We start from the raw sequence: 17,858 nt of genomic DNA on the forward strand, positions 1-17,858 counted from the left end.
CACAAATACAGGCAGAGTTATAAACAGATGAGCGGCTCTGAGGGGAATTTTATTCACCTTTTCTGTGGATATAGTTGTGAAGAAGTGTCTGATTACCGATGAACAACCTCAGCCGCCGTCAATCTCCCTCCATTACCAATAAAAAATAAAATCATTATTTTCATAAAGTTAATAACCATAAAACCAACCCACACCGCTTAATCGTGACGATCGTCACATCAGGGATCGTTGTGCTGATGAAAGATCGAACAGCGTCGGTTTTATCCACAGATTGTGCCAATAAGTTAGGCACAATTTGTTTGAAAATTGGATTTTCGTCCCACGTCAAGGCTGTAAATTGAAACAGTAGTCAGGGTTATGCCCAGTTATCCCACTTTTCTGTGGATAACATGGTGTAAGATCCTGTTCATTGTCAGTGACCAGAATTGAACAACCGAATTTTTGTCCTTCGCCATCCATTTTTAGCGTGCTAAAAAAACCTATAAATCATACACATGGCATATTCGTACAGAAAAAGTTAAACTCTATCCACAGGGGACAATTTCTTAGTGTATTTTTTAATCAAAAGGTTACCTTCATGCATTCGCTTTTACCCTTGCTTTCACCGCCGTCCAGCGAAACCCAGTTGCTACAGCAGGCGCAGCGTCTGGCTGGCTTTTCGCTTGGCGAGCTGGCGGCAATGGCTGGCCTGCCGATCCCTCAGGATCTGAAGCGGGATAAAGGCTGGATCGGCATGCTGCTGGAGCTGTGGTTGGGTGCAAGCGCAGGGAGTAAACCGGAGCAGGATTTCGCCGCCCTGGGCGTAGAGTTAAAAACCATTCCCATCGATAGCCTTGGTAAGCCCCTGGAAACGACATTTGTCTGCGTTGCACCGTTAACCGGGAATACCGGTGTGACGTGGGAAACCAGTCACGTTCGCCATAAACTGAAGCGCGTACTTTGGGTCCCCGTAGAAGGAGAACGTCAGATCCCGCTGGCTGAACGCCGGGTTGGCGCACCGCTGCTGTGGAGTCCGGATGAAGATGAAGAGCATCAGCTGCGTCTGGACTGGGAAGAGCTGATGGATATGATTGTCCTCGGTCAGGTCGAGCGCATCACCGCCCGACACGGAGAGGTGTTACAGCTGCGGCCAAAGGCGGCGAACAGTAAAGCGCTCACGGAGGCGATCGGTGCCCAGGGCGAGCCGATACTGACATTGCCACGCGGTTTTTATCTCAAAAAGAACTTTACCGGGGCGCTGCTTGCTCGCCATTTCTTACTCAAAACGTAGTTTTTTACTTATTTTGAGAGCTCTCAAACATAATCACCTGGTTTTTAAGATTTTACCGCTTCCTCCTGTCGAAATATCGGGTTATTACTACACTATGATTTGATACGAGCCAGGTGAGGACGATAACGATGAAAAAATGGGCAGTGTTAATTTCAGCAGTCGGATTAGCGTTTGCAGTATCGGGCTGTAGCAGCGATTACGTGATGGCGACAAAAGATGGCCGGATGATCCTGACAGACGGCAAGCCGGAAGTCGATGATGACACCGGTCTGGTCAGCTACCGCGATCAGTCCGGGAATAAAATGCAGATCAATCGCGACGAAGTCTCGCAAATTATCGAGCGATAAACAGAGAGAGGTCAGTACCTTGCTGGCCTTTTTGATTTTTTTCTTCCCCTTTTGCTTCCCCTCTGCCATGTTTATATTCCTTTGTCGGGAGGTTCCTGACGCGGTCTACATGTCTATTGAAGGAAGCCGGCTATGCATTATCACCGTATCCCCCACAGCTCTCTGGAGATAAGCCAACTGGGGTTGGGCACGATGACATTTGGTGAACAAAACAGCGAAGCCGATGCCCATGCACAACTCGATTATGCCGTCAGCCAGGGCATTAACCTGATTGATGTCGCAGAGATGTACCCTGTTCCTCCACGCCCGGAAACGCAGGGGCTTACCGAAACCTACGTCGGCAACTGGCTGGCAAAACGCGGCAACCGCGAGAAACTTGTTATCGCCTCGAAAGTCAGCGGCCCTGCGCGTAACAGCGATGCCGGGATCCGCCCAAACCAGATCCTCGATCGCAAGAATATCCGTGCCGCGCTGGATGCCAGCCTGAAGCGCCTGCAAACCGATTATCTTGATCTCTACCAGGTACACTGGCCGCAGCGTCCAACCAACTGCTTTGGTAAGCTCGGCTACAGCTGGAACGAAAGTGCTCCCGCCGTTACGCTGCTTGAAACGCTGGAAGCGCTGACCGAATGCCAGCGAGCGGGCAAAATCCGCTACATCGGCGTGTCTAACGAAACGGCTTTTGGCGTTATGCGCTACCTGCACCTGGCTGATAAACACGATCTGCCGCGCATTGTCACCATCCAGAACCCCTACAGCCTGCTCAACCGCAGTTACGAAGTGGGTCTGGCCGAAGTGACGCAATATGAAGAGGTTGAGCTGCTTGCCTATTCCTGCCTGGGCTTTGGTACGCTGACGGGTAAATACCTGAACGGTGCGAAGCCAGCCGGCGCGCGTAATACGCTCTTCAGCCGCTTTACCCGCTATAGCGGCGAGCAGACGCAGAAAGCCGTCGCGGCCTACGTTGATATTGCGAAGCGTCACGGGCTCGATCCTGCCCAGATGGCACTGGCCTTCGTACGCCGTCAGCCGTTTGTGGCCAGCACCCTGCTGGGCGCAACGACGATGGAACAGTTGAAAACCAACATTGAGAGTTTCCATCTGGACCTGAGCGAGGACGTGCTGGCGGAGATTGACGCGGTGCATCAGGTTTATACCTATCCGGCACCGTAAAAAAAGCAAAACGGCAACCTCTGTTGCCGTTTTTAATGTTTGCACCCGCTTGTGAAAAGGCGCTGAAGACGACCCGAATCAGCGGCGGCGCTGCCAGACCCACAAGCCGGCAATCGCCAGCGCGAACAATCCACCGAACCCGACGCCAATCCCTACCACAGGCGCACCGGCTTTAACCGCCAGCGAATACAGGCCCAGCATCAGCAGCATCGCCAGGTTTTCACCGAGGTTTTGCACCGCAATAGCATTGCCCGCCCCGACCGTCTGCTTGCCACGCTCCTGTAATAGCGCATTCAGTGGCACCACGAAGAAGCCTCCCAGAATACCAATCAGGATCAGCAGTACGTAGGCTGGCAATAACGCGTGTTGCAGCGCGAAAAAAAGCACCGCAACGCCAATCAGTATCCCTGCCGGCATGCAGCGAGCAACGGTGTCGAGCGTCACCAGTTTTGCCGCTGCCCCCGCGCCCACCACAATCCCGATCGCCACCATCGCATTAAGGTAGGTTGGCGTCGCGTTGTCCGTGATCCCCAGCGCCACCGGCACCCACAGCACCAGCAGGAAGCGCAGCGTAACGCCAGCGCCCCAGAACATGCTGGTGCCCATCAGAGAGAATCGCGTTTCACCGTTACGCCACAGTACGAGGCAGGCATTGAAGAAGCTGCCGGTCATCGGCTTAAAGCGCCAGGATTGCCCCGGACGCGCCACCGGCAGTTTCGGAATAAACAGGTTAGCGACTACCGCGCCACCGTACACCACGGCACACACGCCGAGGGCCGCCAGCACGTGCCAGTCAGCGAGGACACCGCCTGCGACGGAGCCAAGCAGGATTGCCGCAATGGTGGAGGACTCCATCAGCCCATTGGCTTTCACCAGCTTATCACCGGTGGTCAGCTCCCCGAGGATGCCATACTTCGCCGGGGAGTAGGCTGCGGCGCCAATGCCGACCAGCGTATAGCCAATAAACGGATTGAAACCAAAATAAATGCTGGCGGCTCCCAGCAGTTTCAGGCCGTTGGCAAACATCATTACCCGGCCTTTCGGGAAGCTGTCCGCAACCTGTCCGACAAACGGTGCAAAGATAATGTAAGCGCCCACAAACACCATCTGCAGAACCGGCTGACTCCAGTCGGGGTAAAACTCAGCCTTGAGCAGTGCCAGCGTGGCAAACAGCAGCGCGTTATCGCCAAAGGCGGAGAGGAACTGGGCGGCAATCACCGCCATCATGCCTTTTGAGCGCAGAGAGGTGTTAGTGTGTACTGACTCACGCATTATGTTGTTCCGCCTGTTCAACCATGCCCTTGAGGGTCACGAAGTCGGGCTTACCGCTGCCGAGCACCGGAAGCTGTTTCAGGTAGCGAATATCACGAGGTACCGCCAGCTCCGGAATGCCGTGCTCGCGGGCATAGCTGAGTAACTGGTCGCGCTTAAGCTCGCTGTCGGTGGTGAACAGCACCAGCGCCTCGCCTTTACTTGCATCACTCTTCACAACCGTGGCATGCATCTTGTCGGCGGAGACGCCCGATGCCAGCTGTTCAACCATCTCAAGCGAGACCATTTCACCCGCAATCTTGGCAAAGCGTTTTGCACGCCCCTGGATCTGCACAAAGCCTTGCTCATCGAAACGTACAATATCGCCGGTGTCGTACCAGCCCGTTTCAATCTCGCCATTAACGTTTTCTGCGGTCGGTGCTTCCAGCACGCCGGGGTTTTCCACGCGCAGATAGCCGTTCATCACGTTTGGCCCTTTCAGCTGCAGCCGGCCGCCGTCTTCAATACCAGGCACCGCCAGCAGACGAGCATCCAGCCCAGGCAGAATTCGGCCTACTGTCCCCGGCTTCGCCGCCATTGGCACGTTGATAGAGACCACCGGCGCACACTCTGTCACGCCATACCCCTCGAGGATGCGCAGACCAAATTTGTCCTGCCAGATCTGTCGCGTGCTCTCCTGCAGTTTTTCCGCGCCCGCAACCACGTAGCGCACGCGGAAGAAGTCATACGGATTGGCGAAACGCGCGTAGTTCCCGAGGAAGGTTGAGGTTCCAAACAACACGGTACAGTTACGGTCATACACCAGCTCCGGCACAATACGGTAATGCAACGGGCTTGGATAAAGGAAGACTTCGGCACCGGTCAGCAGCGGCGTGAAAAGCCCCACCGTCAGACCAAAAGAGTGGAACAGCGGCAGCGCTGACATAAACCGGTCTTTCGCGGTAAAGTCGGCAATGCTTTTGATCTGCTCAACGTTCGCCAGAATACTCTTGTGACTGTGGACGACGCCTTTCGGGTTGCCTTCAGAGCCAGAGGTGAAGAGGATAATCGCGTCGTCTTCCGGCTGCTGTTTCACCTGGGCCAGACGCGGCATCAGCAGATGAGCAAAAATCCACAGTTTGTCGCCCGTCGTCACGTCCGCTTTAAGATCTTCCAGGAAGACCCAGCGTACCTGGGTAAGCTGTTCAGGAAGATGCCACAGTTTGCCTTTGTCGAGGAACTGGCGGGAGGTAAAGACGGTTTTGATTTGCGCTGCCGTGATGGCGCTGGTCAGCCCTTTCACGCCCGCCGTGTAGTTCATCATCGCCGGAATACGGCCACGGGAAACGGCTCCAAAAATCACCGCCGCACTGATGCCTGCGTTGGGCAGCATCAGGCCAATCTTTTCGCCCTGCTGACTGTACTTCTCAAGAATACGGCCCACGAACAATGTTTTGGTCAGCAGCTTGCGATAGGTATCCGGGGTAAAGTTGATGTCTTCGATGCAGTTTTTCTTCGCGCCGTAACGGTGCTGTGCCGACAGCAGGGATTCATACAGCGTCTCGCGCGGGCGGACCGCCATACGCGCTTCCATCATAATCTGGTGCAGCATCTCTCCGGCAATTTTACGGCGATCGCGTGCACGGGGCGCGTCAGGCATCGGTAACGACGTTGGCGGCAGGATATGCAACGTAATTTTTGGGAACACGCGCTGCTTTACCAGCCCTTTCAGACGGCTGAAATAGGAGCGCTCCGCTCCTTCAATACGCAGTGGCACCACGGTTGCTTTTGACTTCGCCGCGACAAACCCGGCGCCGTCGTAGATTTTCATCAGTGAACCGGTCACCGAGATGCGACCTTCCGGGAAAATAACCACCGGACGCCCCTGCTCCACCAGACGCACCAGATGTTTAATCATCATCGGTTTGGTCGGGTCGAGCGGCACAAAATCAATCAGCGGCGTGAGCCAGCGCATGTACCACTGCTGGCTGATGGAGGTATAAACCGCAAACACCGGACGCACGGGCAGAAATAGCGCCAGCAGAATGCCGTCGATAAAGGAAACATGGTTTGGTGTGATAAGAACGCGTTCGCCGCGAAGCGCCTGAGCATCGCCAGTGACGCGAATGCGAAAGAGAATACGGAAGAGTGTACGGAAGAACCCAAAAAGCATCTCAACTCCCTTTGCCAGCCAGTGTGAAGGGTTGATAGTAAATGGTGGCAGATTACACGAGAAGTGATACGGGAGCGACTGCAAAGTTGAGGCGAAAAAAAACCTGCGCATCCGCGCAGGTTGGTGCAAGAGAAGAGTACGAAACCGTACTAAGAATTCTCACCAATCAATACCTCTGGGATCTCGACTCTATCAATCTCCCCCTCATCCTCGCCATCGGACAATCGCAACAGCCTGAGGCAAAGTGTAACTAAAGGTTCAGATTGACATTATTCAGACATGACTGGCCGTGTAACGATTACACGGCCAGGGTTGTGCTGCGTCACGTTTGTGGAGGGCGAAACCCCGCGCCCCTTGAATGCACGGCGCTTTTCCGCAACACTATTTCGTGTGTAAACGCTTACCCCCACTAAGAAGGTATGTAATGGCGACAATAAAGGATGTGGCCCGTCTGGCTGGTGTTTCCGTGGCGACCGTCTCGCGCGTGATTAACGACTCCCCTAAAGCCAGTGACGCATCACGCCAGGCGGTGCAAAACGCCATGGAATCATTGAATTATCATCCGAATGCCAACGCCCGCGCCCTTGCCCAACAGTCTACTGAAACCATCGGACTGGTGGTGGGCGATGTGTCTGACCCGTTTTTCGGCGCCATGGTAAAAGCGGTTGAACAGGTTTCTTATCAGACCGGCAATTTTCTGCTGATCGGCAATGGCTATCACAACGAACAAAAAGAACGCCAGGCTATCGAACAGCTGATGCGCCACCGCTGCGCTGCGCTGGTTGTTCACGCCAAAATGATCCCCGATGCTGAACTCATTCATCTGATGAAGCAGATCCCCGGCATGGTGATCATCAACCGAATTATTCCCGGTTTTGAGAAACGCTGCGTGGCACTCGACGACCGCTACGGCGCCTGGCTTGCTACCCGCCATTTGATTCAGCGGGGCCATACCCGCATTGGTTATCTCTGCTCCAATCACCCGATTTCCGATGCCGAAGATCGCCTGCAGGGCTACTACGATGCCCTGCGCGAAAACGGTTTGCCGTGTAATGACCGGCTGGTGGCCTACGGCGAGCCAGATGAGAGTGGCGGCGAACAGGCAATGACAGAGCTGCTGGGGCGTGGACGGAATTTCACGGCGGTTGCCAGCTATAACGACTCGATGGCCGCCGGGGCAATGGGGGTGTTAAATGACAACGGAATCGAGGTGCCGGGAGAAATTTCACTCATTGGCTTTGATGATGTGCTGGTGTCCCGCTACGTGCGTCCGCGCCTGACCACCGTACGTTACCCGATTATCACAATGGCAACGCAGGCTGCGGAGCTGGCACTGGCGCTGGCCGAACAACGCCAGCCACCGGATATCACCCACCTGTTCAGCCCCACCTTAGTCCGCCGTCACTCTGTAGGTTCGCCAGCAGAAGCGGGAGAGGAATAGCGATACAGATGTACCGTTTTGTTCGGGTATTCGAGCGCATCGCCAATGTACTGCCAGCCGTAACGTTCGTAGAAGTCGCGGCAGGCAGACCACAGATGCAGTTCGTGATACCCGGCCTGCGCGGCATAGGCGATAACATGCTGCTGCAGTTTTCCCGCCAGTCCCTTACCACGCGCCGCTTCATCAACGTACAGCGCAGCCAGCCACGGACAAAGATCCTGTCGGGTGATTAAATCGCAGCGCCAGATCCCGACCGTACCCAGAAGCTGTTCGCCCTCCAGAGCAATAAAGGTCAACGGTAACGCGCCCGGCGTCTGGCTGTGTTCAACGATGCTCTGGAAAAACGCCCGCGTAAGCCCGTCACCGAACGCCTGCCAGATCCAGTCAGTTACCTGTTCCGCATACTGAGGCGCGGCATAGAGAGGCAGAATAGTCACACCAGCTTCCCCTGAAACACGGGCACAGATTCAAAAAGATAACCGTCAAAATCCGGCGCATCTTCATCGGAGAGTTCAAGTAAGCTCTTTTTCACATTTTCCAGATGCTGGAACATCGCCTGCCAGGCGCCCATCACGTCACGACGACGAAGCGCCGCGAGGATAGTTTGCCTGTCGCCCAGCCATTTCAGGCGGTATGCACGGCTGGCGATATGCCCATTGAATTGCTGCCACAGCGGGCTGCTGTCCATGTGGTGCCAGATACTCTCTACCGTTGCCAGCAGCATCTGGTTTTGCGTTGCCCCCGCCAGCACCAGGTGAAACATTTTATTGTTGTCCTGGCTGTTATCGTTGGCGGCAATGGCGCGCTGCTCCTGCTCAATAATACGGCGCAGATTGTCGATGTCTGCGCGTGTCGCCATTTTGGCAGCAAACGCGGCGATGTTGCTTTCGAGGAGCTGGCGCGCCTGCAGGATCTCAAAGGGGCCGACGTCGCTGTTCAGAAAACGTTCTTCTTCGTTTTCGTGTTCTTCAGGAATGCGCATCACATAAACGCCAGAACCCTGGCGGATATCCACCGTGCCCTGCAGCTCCAGCATCAACAATGCCTCACGCACGATGGTACGACTTACGCCGTACTTCTCAGCAATATTTCGCTCGGGCGGCAGACGGGAACCTACGGGATAGTGCCCCTGGATAATTTGCGCCCGTAAATCCTCGCCAATTTCCTGGTACTGTTTTTTTTCCGGCAGGATGACAGCCTTATCCACGTTTTCACCTGTTTTTTCAGTTAATGCGCAGGCCGGGCGTCCTCCCGGCCAGTTTGTGCGCTATTTTACCAGAGCCAGCATGGTTTTCGCTTACTTCCATTCATCATCGACCGGGAGCGTGAGCACGCGCGCATCGCGCAGCTGCCGGAACCAGCTCGCCGACCTTTTCGCCCGCCTGGCGCGATTGTTATCGAGATCGATCTCAATCAGCCCGTAGCGGTTTTTGAAGGCGTTCATCGGCGATACGTTGTCCGTGAAGGCCCACAGCATATAGCCATGACAGTTTGCCCCCTCCTCCCGCGCCAGCAGCGTGTAATAGAGGTGCTCGCGAATGAACGCAATGCGGTACTCGTCGTCAATGACCCCGTCACTGTTGCGAAACTGCGCTTCGTTCTCCACGCCCATCCCGCTCTCCGCCACGAACCAGTCGATGTTGCGGTAGTCATTTTTTATCCGCATCGCCATATCGTAGATAATGCGGGGGTAGATTTCCCAGCCGCGGGATTTATTCATTCGCCGTCCAGGCAGTTCGAACGGTTCGTAGTAGTACGCCGGGTGGAACGGTGTCTCCGGGTGCCAGGCACGAGACGGCGCTTTCACCCGATGCGGGTAATAGAGGTTTATCCCCAGCTCATCGACGGTGTTCTGCGCAATCAATTCCAGCTCTTCTGCGGTGTAGTCCCACGCCACCAGATGCTGTTCCAGCAGCGTAAACAGTTCTGGCGGGTAGCGCCCGTGCACCAGCGGATCGAGAAATACGCGGTTATAGAACAGATCGTACTTCTCTGCGGCGTTAACATCGTGCGGCGCGCACGATCGAGGATAGGTGACTTCGGGGTTGAGAATACAGCCAACCGAGCCAGGGTACCCTTTGGCGCGAAACAGCTGCACAACCTTTGCCGTCGCCAGAACCTTATGGTGGTTCCACTGCATCCATTTACCGGTATTCTGCTCGTAGGGCCAGCGCAGCGCATCGAGATAAACGCGGGTCTGTACCACGATCGGTTCATTGAAGGTAAACCAGCGGGTGACTTTACCGTGGTAGCGTTCAAAGACTTTTTCCGCATAGCGGGCAAACAGGTCGACAACCTGCTTGGAAGCCCAGCCGCCGTAAGTGTCAAGCAGCACGCCCGGCAGCTCGTAATGCTCGAGGCAGATCATCGGCTCAATACCCTGACGGTGCATCTCATCGAACAACCCGTCGTAATAGGCAGCGTACTCCTCGTCCACCGTCACTTTTTCATAGTCGGTTAAAAAACGTGACCAGTTAATCGAGGTTCGGTAGTGCGTCAGCCCCGCCTGCTTCATCAGCGCCACATCCTCGCGAAAGCGGTTGATAAAGTCGGTCGCCACCGCCGGGCCATAGCCGTTGTGCCAGACGTGGCGATCGTTTTTGTACCAGAGATCGATCCACGAATCCTGCCCCGCCTTTTTGCCGCTCCAGCCTTCGGTTTGCCAGGCTGACGCGGCCGCGCCCAGAATGAAATCCTGCGGAATGGTTATCTGTTTTGTCGTCATCACATCCTCATGCATTGTCGGTCGCCTGTTGCAGCGCGGCCTGTTCGGCACGTCGTGAAGCAATCTTCACAAACGGCAGGTAGATAATGACGGCAGTCACAATGCAGATAAGCTGAGTGATGACCGCCCCCATCGATCCGGCGGTGGAGAGCCAGGCGTTGATCAGCGGCGGCGTGGTCCACGGCACCATCACCACGGCTTTACCGGCAAAGCCGGTTACGGTGGCAAAGTAACCGATAGAGCCGGTCACCAGCGGCGTGATAATGAAAGGAATGGCGAGGATCGGGTTAAGCATGATTGGCATGCCGAAGATCACCGGCTCGTTGATGTTAAAGAGCCCCGGACCAATGGAAAGCTTGGCGATCTCTTTCATCTCTTTGCGTTTGGTGGCAATCATGACCGCGATCAGCAGGCCGATGGTCAGCCCCGACCCGCCGATGCTCATGTACACATCCCAGAACGGCATGGTGATGATATTCGGCACCTCTTTGCCCTGCTCAAAGGCGCTCATATTAACGGTGATGGCGCCTAACAGCAGCGGCTCGCGGATCGGCTTGATCATCTGGTTGCCGTGAATACCAATCACCCAGAAAAGCTGTGCGACAAACATCAGCAGCAGAATGCCCGGCAGGCTTTGCACCACGCGCTCCAGCGGCTGTTGCACCACCTGATAGACCGCGTCATAGAGATACATGCCGGTGAGTTGATGGAAGACGAAACCCAATGTGGCAATTGCGGTAGTGGTGATGATCGCCGGGATCAGCGCGGAGAACGATGCCGCCACGTTTGGCGGTACGGTGTCCGGCATCCTGATCTTCAGCCCCTTGCGGTTTTCCAGCCAGCAGTAAATTTCTACCGACAGAATCGCGATAAACATACCGAGGAACAGGCTGCGGGTATCAGAGAACTGACGCAGCAGCACGTCTTTCACCACGTGCATTTCACCATCCACCAGCATCTCAACGGTTGTCGGCGTCACGCAGATAAAGCAGATCACCGCCAGCAGGCCAGGGAATAAGGATTTGATCCCGTTGATGCGGCCCAGTTCGATACCGATTAAGAATACCGCGCCAATGTTAAGGAAATTCAGGGTAGCGTAATTGAGCGCGCTGGTGATGGGTTTTAGCGTGGCGAGAAAAGAGAGGGACTGGAAGCTCGCCAGGCCATTTTTCGGATCCAGTACCATATTGGAGATCAAGACAGAGAATGCCCCAACGATGATGACCGGCATTAAGGTAATAAAGGCAGACTTGATCGCCATGATATAGCGATAACTGTTGAATTTTGTGGCAAAACTGCCCAGAGCGTCGATCAGTTTTTCCTGTAATGCCATAGGGTAATACCTCAGTAAAAGGGCTTTTATTGGATAAGGTGTACAGCCGGATACTATTGGCATACCAAAAATAGCTACATGTCGGGTTTTGTTCTGTGATTAAGCTCTCAACGACGTAACAGGTATTCCAAAATGCGGTTTATATCGATTTTGGCATACCACTTAAAAGCCGGTATTTCGAACTGACCGATCGTTACCTAAAAGCGTGATCGTGCTGGAAGTTTTGCCCTTTCCGCATCGCTTATGCACCGGATGGTCTGTGTTAAACTGCAGATCGTTACGTGGAATCAGGAATGTCTAATGGCAACAATGCTGGATGTCTCATTGCGCGCGGGCGTGTCGAAAGCCACGGTATCGCGCGTGCTGAACGGCACAGGTCAGGTTAAAGAGAGTACGCGTCAGCAGGTGTTTAATGCGATGGAAGAGCTGGGCTACCGCCCAAATTTTCTCGCGCGTTCGCTGGCGAACCAGACCAGCAACAGCATTGGTCTGGTGGTCTCTACCTTTGATGGTTTTTACTTTGGTCGTCTTCTTCAGCAGGCCTCCCGGCAGACGGAAACCCACGGCAAACAGCTGATCGTCACGGATGGTCACGACGCCCCGGAGCAGGAAGAGCAGGCGGTACAAATGCTGGCCGATCGCAAATGCGATGCCATCGTGCTTTACACCCGCTACATGAGCGAAAAAGCGATCATGAAGCTGATCCATTCGGTGCAAACCCCGCTGGTGGTCATCAACCGTGAAGTCAGCCAGGCGCCCGATCGCTGCGTGTTCTTCGAACAGCAGGATGCCGCCTTTAAGGCCGTGGATTACCTGATCAACCAGGGCCACCGGGAGATCGCCTGTATCACCGTCCCGATCCACACGCCAACCGGGAAAGCGAGGCTAATGGGCTACCGTAAGGCGCTGGAAAAGCACGGCATTCGTCTGGACGAGCGGCGGATTAAGTATGGCGATGCGGGAATGACGCGAGGATATGAGCTCTGCAAAGAGCTGATTGCCGACGGTATAGCGTTTAGCGCTCTGTTTGCCTGTAACGATGATATGGCGCTGGGTGCGTCCAAGGCGCTACACCAGGCGGGGCTGCGGATCCCACAGGATATTTCCCTGTTTGGCTTTGACGATGCCCCATGCGCGAAATGGCTGGAGCCAGCGCTCTCGTCGGTTTACCTGCCCATCGACAATATGATCGTTACGGCTATCGATCAGGCGATCCGGCTGGCAAAAAACCAACCGGTCGACGCGATCCCGCCGTTCACCGGTACGCTGGTATTACGCGACTCGGTCACGACGGGGCCGTACTTCACTCAGACGAGTTCCAGCGCCAGCAGTTCCTGAATGGTCTGGCGGCGGCGGATCAGCCGCGCCTTGCCGTTATCAAACAACACTTCTGGCAGCAGCGGGCGGCTGTTGTAGTTTGAGGACATTGACGCCCCGTAGGCACCGGTATCGTGCAGCACCAGATAGTCGCCTGGTTTAACTTCCGGCAGCGCGCGGGTTTCCACTTTCCCCCCTTCCTGCTGGGTAAAGACATCACCAGACTCACACAGCGGGCCCGCGACAACCGTCTCGATACGCGGCGCGTGAGTTAGATCGCGGCCATCGGCAGCCAGAGCCGAAATGTGGTGATAGCTGCCGTACATTGACGGGCGCATCAGATCGTTAAAGCCAGCGTCAATCAGCACAAAGTGGCGCGAGCCCATCTCTTTCACGCTGCGAACCTGCGCCACCAGCACCCCGGATTCAGCCACCAGGAAACGACCCGGCTCAATTTCCAGCTTCACGGCATGACCAAGATGCGCGGCGACCTGGTCACGCGCGGCGCTCCACAGGCCGTAATAGTGATCGGTGTCGATCGCCTCTTCCCCTTCACGGTAGGGAATGGAAAGACCGCCCCCGGCGGAGATCGCCTCCAGATCCTGACCAAACTCGATCACCTGGCGTACCATTGCGCCACAAACCTGCTCAAGGTGCGCGTAATCCACGCCGGAGCCGATGTGCATATGAATGCCCACCAGCTTCAGATTGTAACGCTGCAGTACGTCCAGGGCAGCGGGCATATCGGCATACCAGATACCGTGCTTGCTGTTTTCGCCGCCGGTATTGGTTTTTTGGCTATGACCGTGACCAAAGCCAGGGTTCACGCGCAGCCAGACGCGGTGGCCCGGAGAAACTTGCCCAAGCTGTTCCAGCATATCCACGGACCCGGCGTTTACCGGCACCTGTAGCTCATGGACGCGAGCAAGCGTGGCGTCGTCGATCACATCGGCGGTAAACACAATCGCGTCAGGATCGGCTTTCGGATCAAACCCGGCCGCCAGCGCGCGCTCAATCTCCCCCAGGGAGACGGAGTCGACCTTCACACCCTGCTCACGCATCAGACGCAGAATGTGGATATTGGAGCACGCCTTCTGGGCAAAACGCACCACGTCAAACTGATGCAGGGCAGCAATCTTCTCGCGAACAATCTGCGCGTCGTAGACCCACACCGGACAGCCAAACTCGGCAGGCAGGCGTAGCAGGTTTTCGGCATTCAAATCGGTATCAGTCTGGTTAAGCGGGCGTGGCATGGTCTTTCTCCGGGGTGACATTTTTTTATGATTACGCCACAGCAGGAAGAGAATAAAAAATATCGTTTTATCGCGAGTCTATGCAAAAATGATATGGACAGTTCTTTGTATTCAGGTGACCTATGCCCGCCGTCAATTTACGCCATATCGAGATTTTTCACGCCGTGATGACCACGGGCAACCTCACCGAGGCTGCGCAGATGCTCCATACCTCGCAGCCAACGGTCAGCCGCGAGCTGGCGCGATTCGAGAAAGTGCTGGGACTGAAGCTGTTCGAACGCACACGGGGCAGGCTTCACCCAACGGTACAGGGGCTGCGCCTGTTCGAGGAAGTGCAGCGCTCATGGTACGGGCTGGACCGCATTGTCAGTGCAGCGGAAAGCCTGCGCGAGTTTCGGCAGGGCGAGCTATCGATTGTCTGCCTGCCCGTCTTTTCACAGTCTTTTTTGCCGACGCTGCTCCAGCCTTTTCTGGCCCGATATCCGGAGGTGAATCTCACGATTGTTCCGCAGGAGTCACCGCTGCTCGAGGAGTGGCTCTCCGCACAGCGCCATGATTTAGGCCTGACCGAAACCCTCTCTACGCCCGCGGGAACGGAACGCACGGAACTGCTCTCTTTAGATGAGGTGTGCGTGCTGCCAGCCGGGCACCCGCTTGCCCGCAGGCAGATTCTGACGCCAGCGGATTTTCACGGTGAAAACTACATTAGCCTGTCACAAACCGACAGCTACCGGCAGCTGCTGGATTCACTGTTTGCCGAGCATCAGGTGAAGCGCAGGATGGTGGTCGAGACCCACAGTGCGGCCTCCATTTGCGCCATGGTGCGCGCCGGGGTGGGCGTTTCGGTGGTGAATCCACTGACGGCGCTGGATTACGCCGGACGCGATATTGTCATCCGCCCATTTAGCCTGTCAGTCCCGTTCACCGTGAGCCTGATCCGCCCCCTCCATCGCCCGGTCTCAGCACTGGTGGAGGCGTTTACGGAGCACCTGATAGCCCATGCCCGTCAGGTGGCGCTTCGTTTATCCGATCGGCAAAGTTTATGACAGCATAAATTCCACGGCATCGGCGGCATGAATCGCGGCGGTATCGAAGACCGGAATCGGGCTTTGCTCAACCGGCACCAGTAAACCGATTTCCGTACAGCCGAAGATCACCCCTTCCGCCCCCTGCTGCGCGAGTTTTTCAATCACGCTGACGTAATATGCCCGGGATGATTCGCTAAAGGTGCCGAGGCAGAGTTCATCAAAGATAATCTGGTTGATGCGGGCCCGGTCTGCCTCATCCGGGATCAGGCTTTCAATGCCAAACTGGCTGCTCAACCGACCGCGGTAAAAATCCTGCTCCATGGTGTAGCGCGTTCCCAGCAGCGCCACACGACGTAATCCGGTTGCGGTGATAGCCCGCCCGGTTGCATCAGCAATGTGCAGGAAGGGCAGCGAACAGCGCGCTTCGATATGGGACGCGACTTTATGCATGGTGTTGGTACAGAGCAAAATCCCCTCTGCTCCCGCACGCTCCAGCCCCAGCGCGGCCTCGGCCAGTATTTCCCCGGCTTTATCCCATTCACCGCTCGACTGGCAGGCTTCGATTTCATGGAAATCTACGCTGTGCAGCAGCAGACTGGCAGAATGCAGGCCCCCCAGACGTTGCTTCACCCCTTCATTAATCAGGCGGTAATAGGGGATTGTCGATTCCCAGCTCATCCCCCCTAACAGGCCGATCGTTTTCATCATCCCTCCTTATGTGTTTATCCCAGTGAAGCAAACTTGTGATCGTGTTTCCAGTTCTTTGTCACGTCGTTTCTTTTTAACCCCTGGTGATATAAATTAAATGAAACATTGTTTTAATGCATTCTGGGGTGACGATATGTTTATTTTCCACAACGAGACCACGCTTGACGATCTGGGGAACGGCGTGACGCGCCGTATTCTTGCCCATGGCGGTAAAATGATGGCGGTGGAGGTGAATTTTGAACAGGGCGCGACAGGCCCACTGCATAACCATCCTCATGAACAGTTAACCTATGTGCTGTCCGGCGAGTTTGAGTTCACGATTGGAGATGAAAAACATGTGGTGTCGGCCGGGGATACCCTCTACAAAAAGCCACATGTGATGCACGGCTGCGTGTGTCTTAAACCCGGCACGCTGCTGGATACCTTCACGCCGGTACGTGAGGATTTTTTGAAATAAAAAAAGGGCGCTGATGACAGCGCCCTTCTCGTCTGCGTTTTTTATTCCGTTACAGGCTCGACCAGAGGATTGCGGCTGAGCATGGCCTCGCGCAGTAATACGCTGCCACAGGCAAACAGCCCGCCCAGCAGTCCCGCCAGGATCACAATCAGGGCTTTGCCCGGACCGTCTTTTTTCACCGGCATCGATGGAGAGAGCTGATACTTGAACGGTTCAAGTTTGACGTCTTCGACAGACAGCTTTTTCAGCTGCGCCAGGTAGTATTCCCGGTTCTGGAAGTCTGCGTTCAGCTCAGCGATGTCCTTGAGATTTTTTTCAATCTGCAGTTTTTGCGCGATACCGTCGGCACCGAGCGCGACGGAGTAATCCGGATCGTCTTTAACCGCCTGACCGTTGCTGTAGACCGGCTTTTTGATACCCGCCGCGTTGGCCACTTCCAGAGAATAGTTAAGACGCTGCAGATTGGTGTTGTGAACATTCGTCAGACGTACCCGATCCAGCTCCAGCTGCTGCTCCACCACTTTGGTTTTCAGGGTGATCTGGTTACGGATATTCTCCATGGTTTCCTGCTCAACAATCTGCGAGATGTAATCCACGTAACCTTTAAGAACCGTTTGCGCATCCCCCGCCGTCGGCGCGGTGAAGCTCAATGTCCACGAGACGTACGGCGCTTTATCCGCGTCTTTTGCCAGGGTGTTATCTACCGCTTTCATCTTTTCGGAGATATTGACCACCGCACGATGCAGCTCAAGCGGATCCACATCAGTGCCTTCCAGCTGTGCCATCACGTAAGGTGAGGATTTCATGTACTCCTCAAGCAACGACTGCGACTGGAACTTTTTAATAAACTGGTTAAACACGTCCGGACGGGTAATTTTCACGTCCACGTCGAGCACCTGCAGGGCGACCATCATCTGGCGCAGCGGGTTCCACTGCGTCTGTTCCGCCGGTGTGATCACCGCTTTACTGGTCCATTTTTGTGGCAGTAAGAACGCGATGGCCAGTCCAACCAGTGCGAATGCGAAGGCAATCACGACGATACGTTTTTTTGCCGCCAGAAGAACTTCTAACAGTCCCAGAAGGTCAATTTCTTTGGAACTGACTGCCGGGGCCGCGTAATGGGGGAAGTCGAGATCCGTATTTTTTTTGAAATCCATTGCTGACATAGCCATTCTTCTTTTGAGGGTGCAGACCATTTCTGCCTGATCGGTTACAGTGGTCCGATGATACAAGAAAGTAAGAATTATCTGAACGAAAGAATGATCCAGCTGTAGACCTGCTATCAGAATTAGTAGTTAGTTTCTCCACGGTATTGTCTTTATTAATCATCCGGTTCTTTCCGCCCGCCCTCCTCTCTCTTCTTTGAACGCCTGAAATAGCGC

The 17,858-nt window shown here is 55.1% G+C and carries 16 protein-coding genes and 1 pseudogene; 8 read left to right on the forward strand and 9 right to left on the reverse strand.

Annotation, left to right across the window (positions count from 1 at the left end; all coding sequences use genetic code 11):
- Positions 1 to 357 precede the first annotated feature (357 nt).
- The 4 genes and pseudogenes from QMG44_RS14820 to QMG44_RS14835 form a co-directional block, all read left to right on the forward strand.
- Positions 358 to 423: pseudogene (locus QMG44_RS14820) on the forward strand (hypothetical protein); the annotation flags it as partial.
- A gap of 154 nt (positions 424 to 577) precedes the next feature.
- Positions 578 to 1,270 (forward strand): DNA mismatch repair endonuclease MutH, encoded by a 693-nt coding sequence (mutH, locus tag QMG44_RS14825; protein WP_047956048.1) that lies wholly within the window; start codon positions 578 to 580, stop codon positions 1,268 to 1,270.
- A 128-nt stretch (positions 1,271 to 1,398) separates the two neighbouring features.
- Positions 1,399 to 1,617, forward strand: coding sequence for a YgdI/YgdR family lipoprotein (locus QMG44_RS14830; RefSeq protein ID WP_020883776.1), 219 nt, complete (start codon positions 1,399 to 1,401; stop codon positions 1,615 to 1,617).
- Between the two features lie 132 nt (positions 1,618 to 1,749).
- Entirely contained in the window at positions 1,750 to 2,790 is a 1,041-nt protein-coding gene (locus QMG44_RS14835) for an NADP(H)-dependent aldo-keto reductase (protein ID WP_025203341.1), read from the forward strand.
- 78 nt (positions 2,791 to 2,868) lie between these two features.
- Here QMG44_RS14835 and lplT read toward each other — a convergent pair whose 3' ends face one another.
- Both lplT and aas read right to left on the reverse strand, forming a co-directional pair.
- Positions 2,869 to 4,062, reverse strand: coding sequence for a lysophospholipid transporter LplT (lplT, locus tag QMG44_RS14840; RefSeq protein WP_086532153.1), 1,194 nt, complete (start codon positions 4,060 to 4,062; stop codon positions 2,869 to 2,871).
- Positions 4,055 to 6,214 (reverse strand): bifunctional acyl-ACP--phospholipid O-acyltransferase/long-chain-fatty-acid--ACP ligase, encoded by a 2,160-nt coding sequence (gene aas, locus QMG44_RS14845; protein WP_020883773.1) that lies wholly within the window; start codon positions 6,212 to 6,214, stop codon positions 4,055 to 4,057. The genes lplT and aas overlap by 8 nt, the downstream gene beginning before the upstream one ends.
- A gap of 424 nt (positions 6,215 to 6,638) precedes the next feature.
- On the opposite strand from aas, the gene galR reads away from it, so the two are divergent.
- Entirely contained in the window at positions 6,639 to 7,655 is a 1,017-nt protein-coding gene (gene galR / locus QMG44_RS14850; protein WP_086532152.1) for an HTH-type transcriptional regulator GalR, read from the forward strand.
- On the opposite strand, the gene QMG44_RS14855 is transcribed toward galR, so the two are convergent.
- From QMG44_RS14855 to QMG44_RS14870, 4 genes are all read right to left on the reverse strand, one after another.
- Positions 7,616 to 8,092, reverse strand: coding sequence for a GNAT family N-acetyltransferase (locus QMG44_RS14855; protein ID WP_025203338.1), 477 nt, complete (start codon positions 8,090 to 8,092; stop codon positions 7,616 to 7,618). The genes galR and QMG44_RS14855 overlap by 40 nt on opposite strands.
- Entirely contained in the window at positions 8,089 to 8,862 is a 774-nt protein-coding gene (locus QMG44_RS14860; protein ID WP_014171459.1) for a GntR family transcriptional regulator, read from the reverse strand. Before QMG44_RS14860 ends, QMG44_RS14855 begins: the two co-directional genes overlap by 4 nt.
- Before the next feature lie 90 nt (positions 8,863 to 8,952).
- On the reverse strand, positions 8,953 to 10,380 hold the full coding sequence (locus QMG44_RS14865; RefSeq protein WP_086532912.1) for a glycoside hydrolase family 1 protein: 1,428 nt from the start codon (positions 10,378 to 10,380) through the stop codon (positions 8,953 to 8,955).
- A gap of 7 nt (positions 10,381 to 10,387) precedes the next feature.
- Positions 10,388 to 11,713 carry a PTS sugar transporter subunit IIC gene (locus QMG44_RS14870; RefSeq protein ID WP_020883770.1) on the reverse strand — a complete coding sequence of 442 codons (1,326 nt, stop codon included), beginning with the start codon at positions 11,711 to 11,713 and terminating at the stop codon, positions 10,388 to 10,390.
- Positions 11,714 to 12,013: 300 nt separating this feature from the next.
- On the opposite strand from QMG44_RS14870, the gene QMG44_RS14875 reads away from it, so the two are divergent.
- A complete protein-coding gene (locus tag QMG44_RS14875; protein WP_032678896.1) occupies positions 12,014 to 13,051 on the forward strand; it encodes a LacI family DNA-binding transcriptional regulator in 1,038 nt (345 codons plus the stop codon).
- On the opposite strand, the gene lysA is transcribed toward QMG44_RS14875, so the two are convergent.
- Positions 13,021 to 14,283: a diaminopimelate decarboxylase gene (lysA, locus tag QMG44_RS14880; RefSeq protein WP_025203335.1), complete on the reverse strand. Its 1,263-nt coding sequence runs from the start codon at positions 14,281 to 14,283 to the stop codon at positions 13,021 to 13,023. The two genes, QMG44_RS14875 and lysA, sit on opposite strands and share 31 nt — an antisense overlap.
- 122 nt (positions 14,284 to 14,405) lie before the next feature.
- On the opposite strand from lysA, the gene QMG44_RS14885 reads away from it, so the two are divergent.
- Positions 14,406 to 15,329 carry a LysR family transcriptional regulator gene (locus QMG44_RS14885; protein WP_086532151.1) on the forward strand — a complete coding sequence of 308 codons (924 nt, stop codon included), beginning with the start codon at positions 14,406 to 14,408 and terminating at the stop codon, positions 15,327 to 15,329.
- On the opposite strand, the gene QMG44_RS14890 is transcribed toward QMG44_RS14885, so the two are convergent.
- Positions 15,324 to 16,016, reverse strand: a complete 693-nt coding sequence (locus QMG44_RS14890) for an aspartate/glutamate racemase (protein ID WP_032678900.1) — start codon at positions 16,014 to 16,016, stop codon at positions 15,324 to 15,326. The genes QMG44_RS14885 and QMG44_RS14890 overlap by 6 nt on opposite strands.
- A 136-nt stretch (positions 16,017 to 16,152) precedes the next feature.
- Here QMG44_RS14890 and QMG44_RS14895 point away from each other — a divergent pair, with 136 nt between their 5' ends.
- Positions 16,153 to 16,476 (forward strand): cupin domain-containing protein, encoded by a 324-nt coding sequence (locus QMG44_RS14895; protein WP_086532150.1) that lies wholly within the window; start codon positions 16,153 to 16,155, stop codon positions 16,474 to 16,476.
- A gap of 41 nt (positions 16,477 to 16,517) precedes the next feature.
- On the opposite strand, the gene wzz(fepE) is transcribed toward QMG44_RS14895, so the two are convergent.
- Entirely contained in the window at positions 16,518 to 17,642 is a 1,125-nt protein-coding gene (gene wzz(fepE), locus QMG44_RS14900) for an LPS O-antigen length regulator Wzz(fepE) (RefSeq protein ID WP_032670189.1), read from the reverse strand.
- Positions 17,643 to 17,858: the final 216 nt, after the last annotated feature.

Origin of the sequence: Enterobacter sp. 200527-13, assembly GCF_027924865.1 — a bacterium.
Taxonomy (GTDB): Bacteria; Pseudomonadota; Gammaproteobacteria; order Enterobacterales; family Enterobacteriaceae; genus Enterobacter; species Enterobacter ludwigii.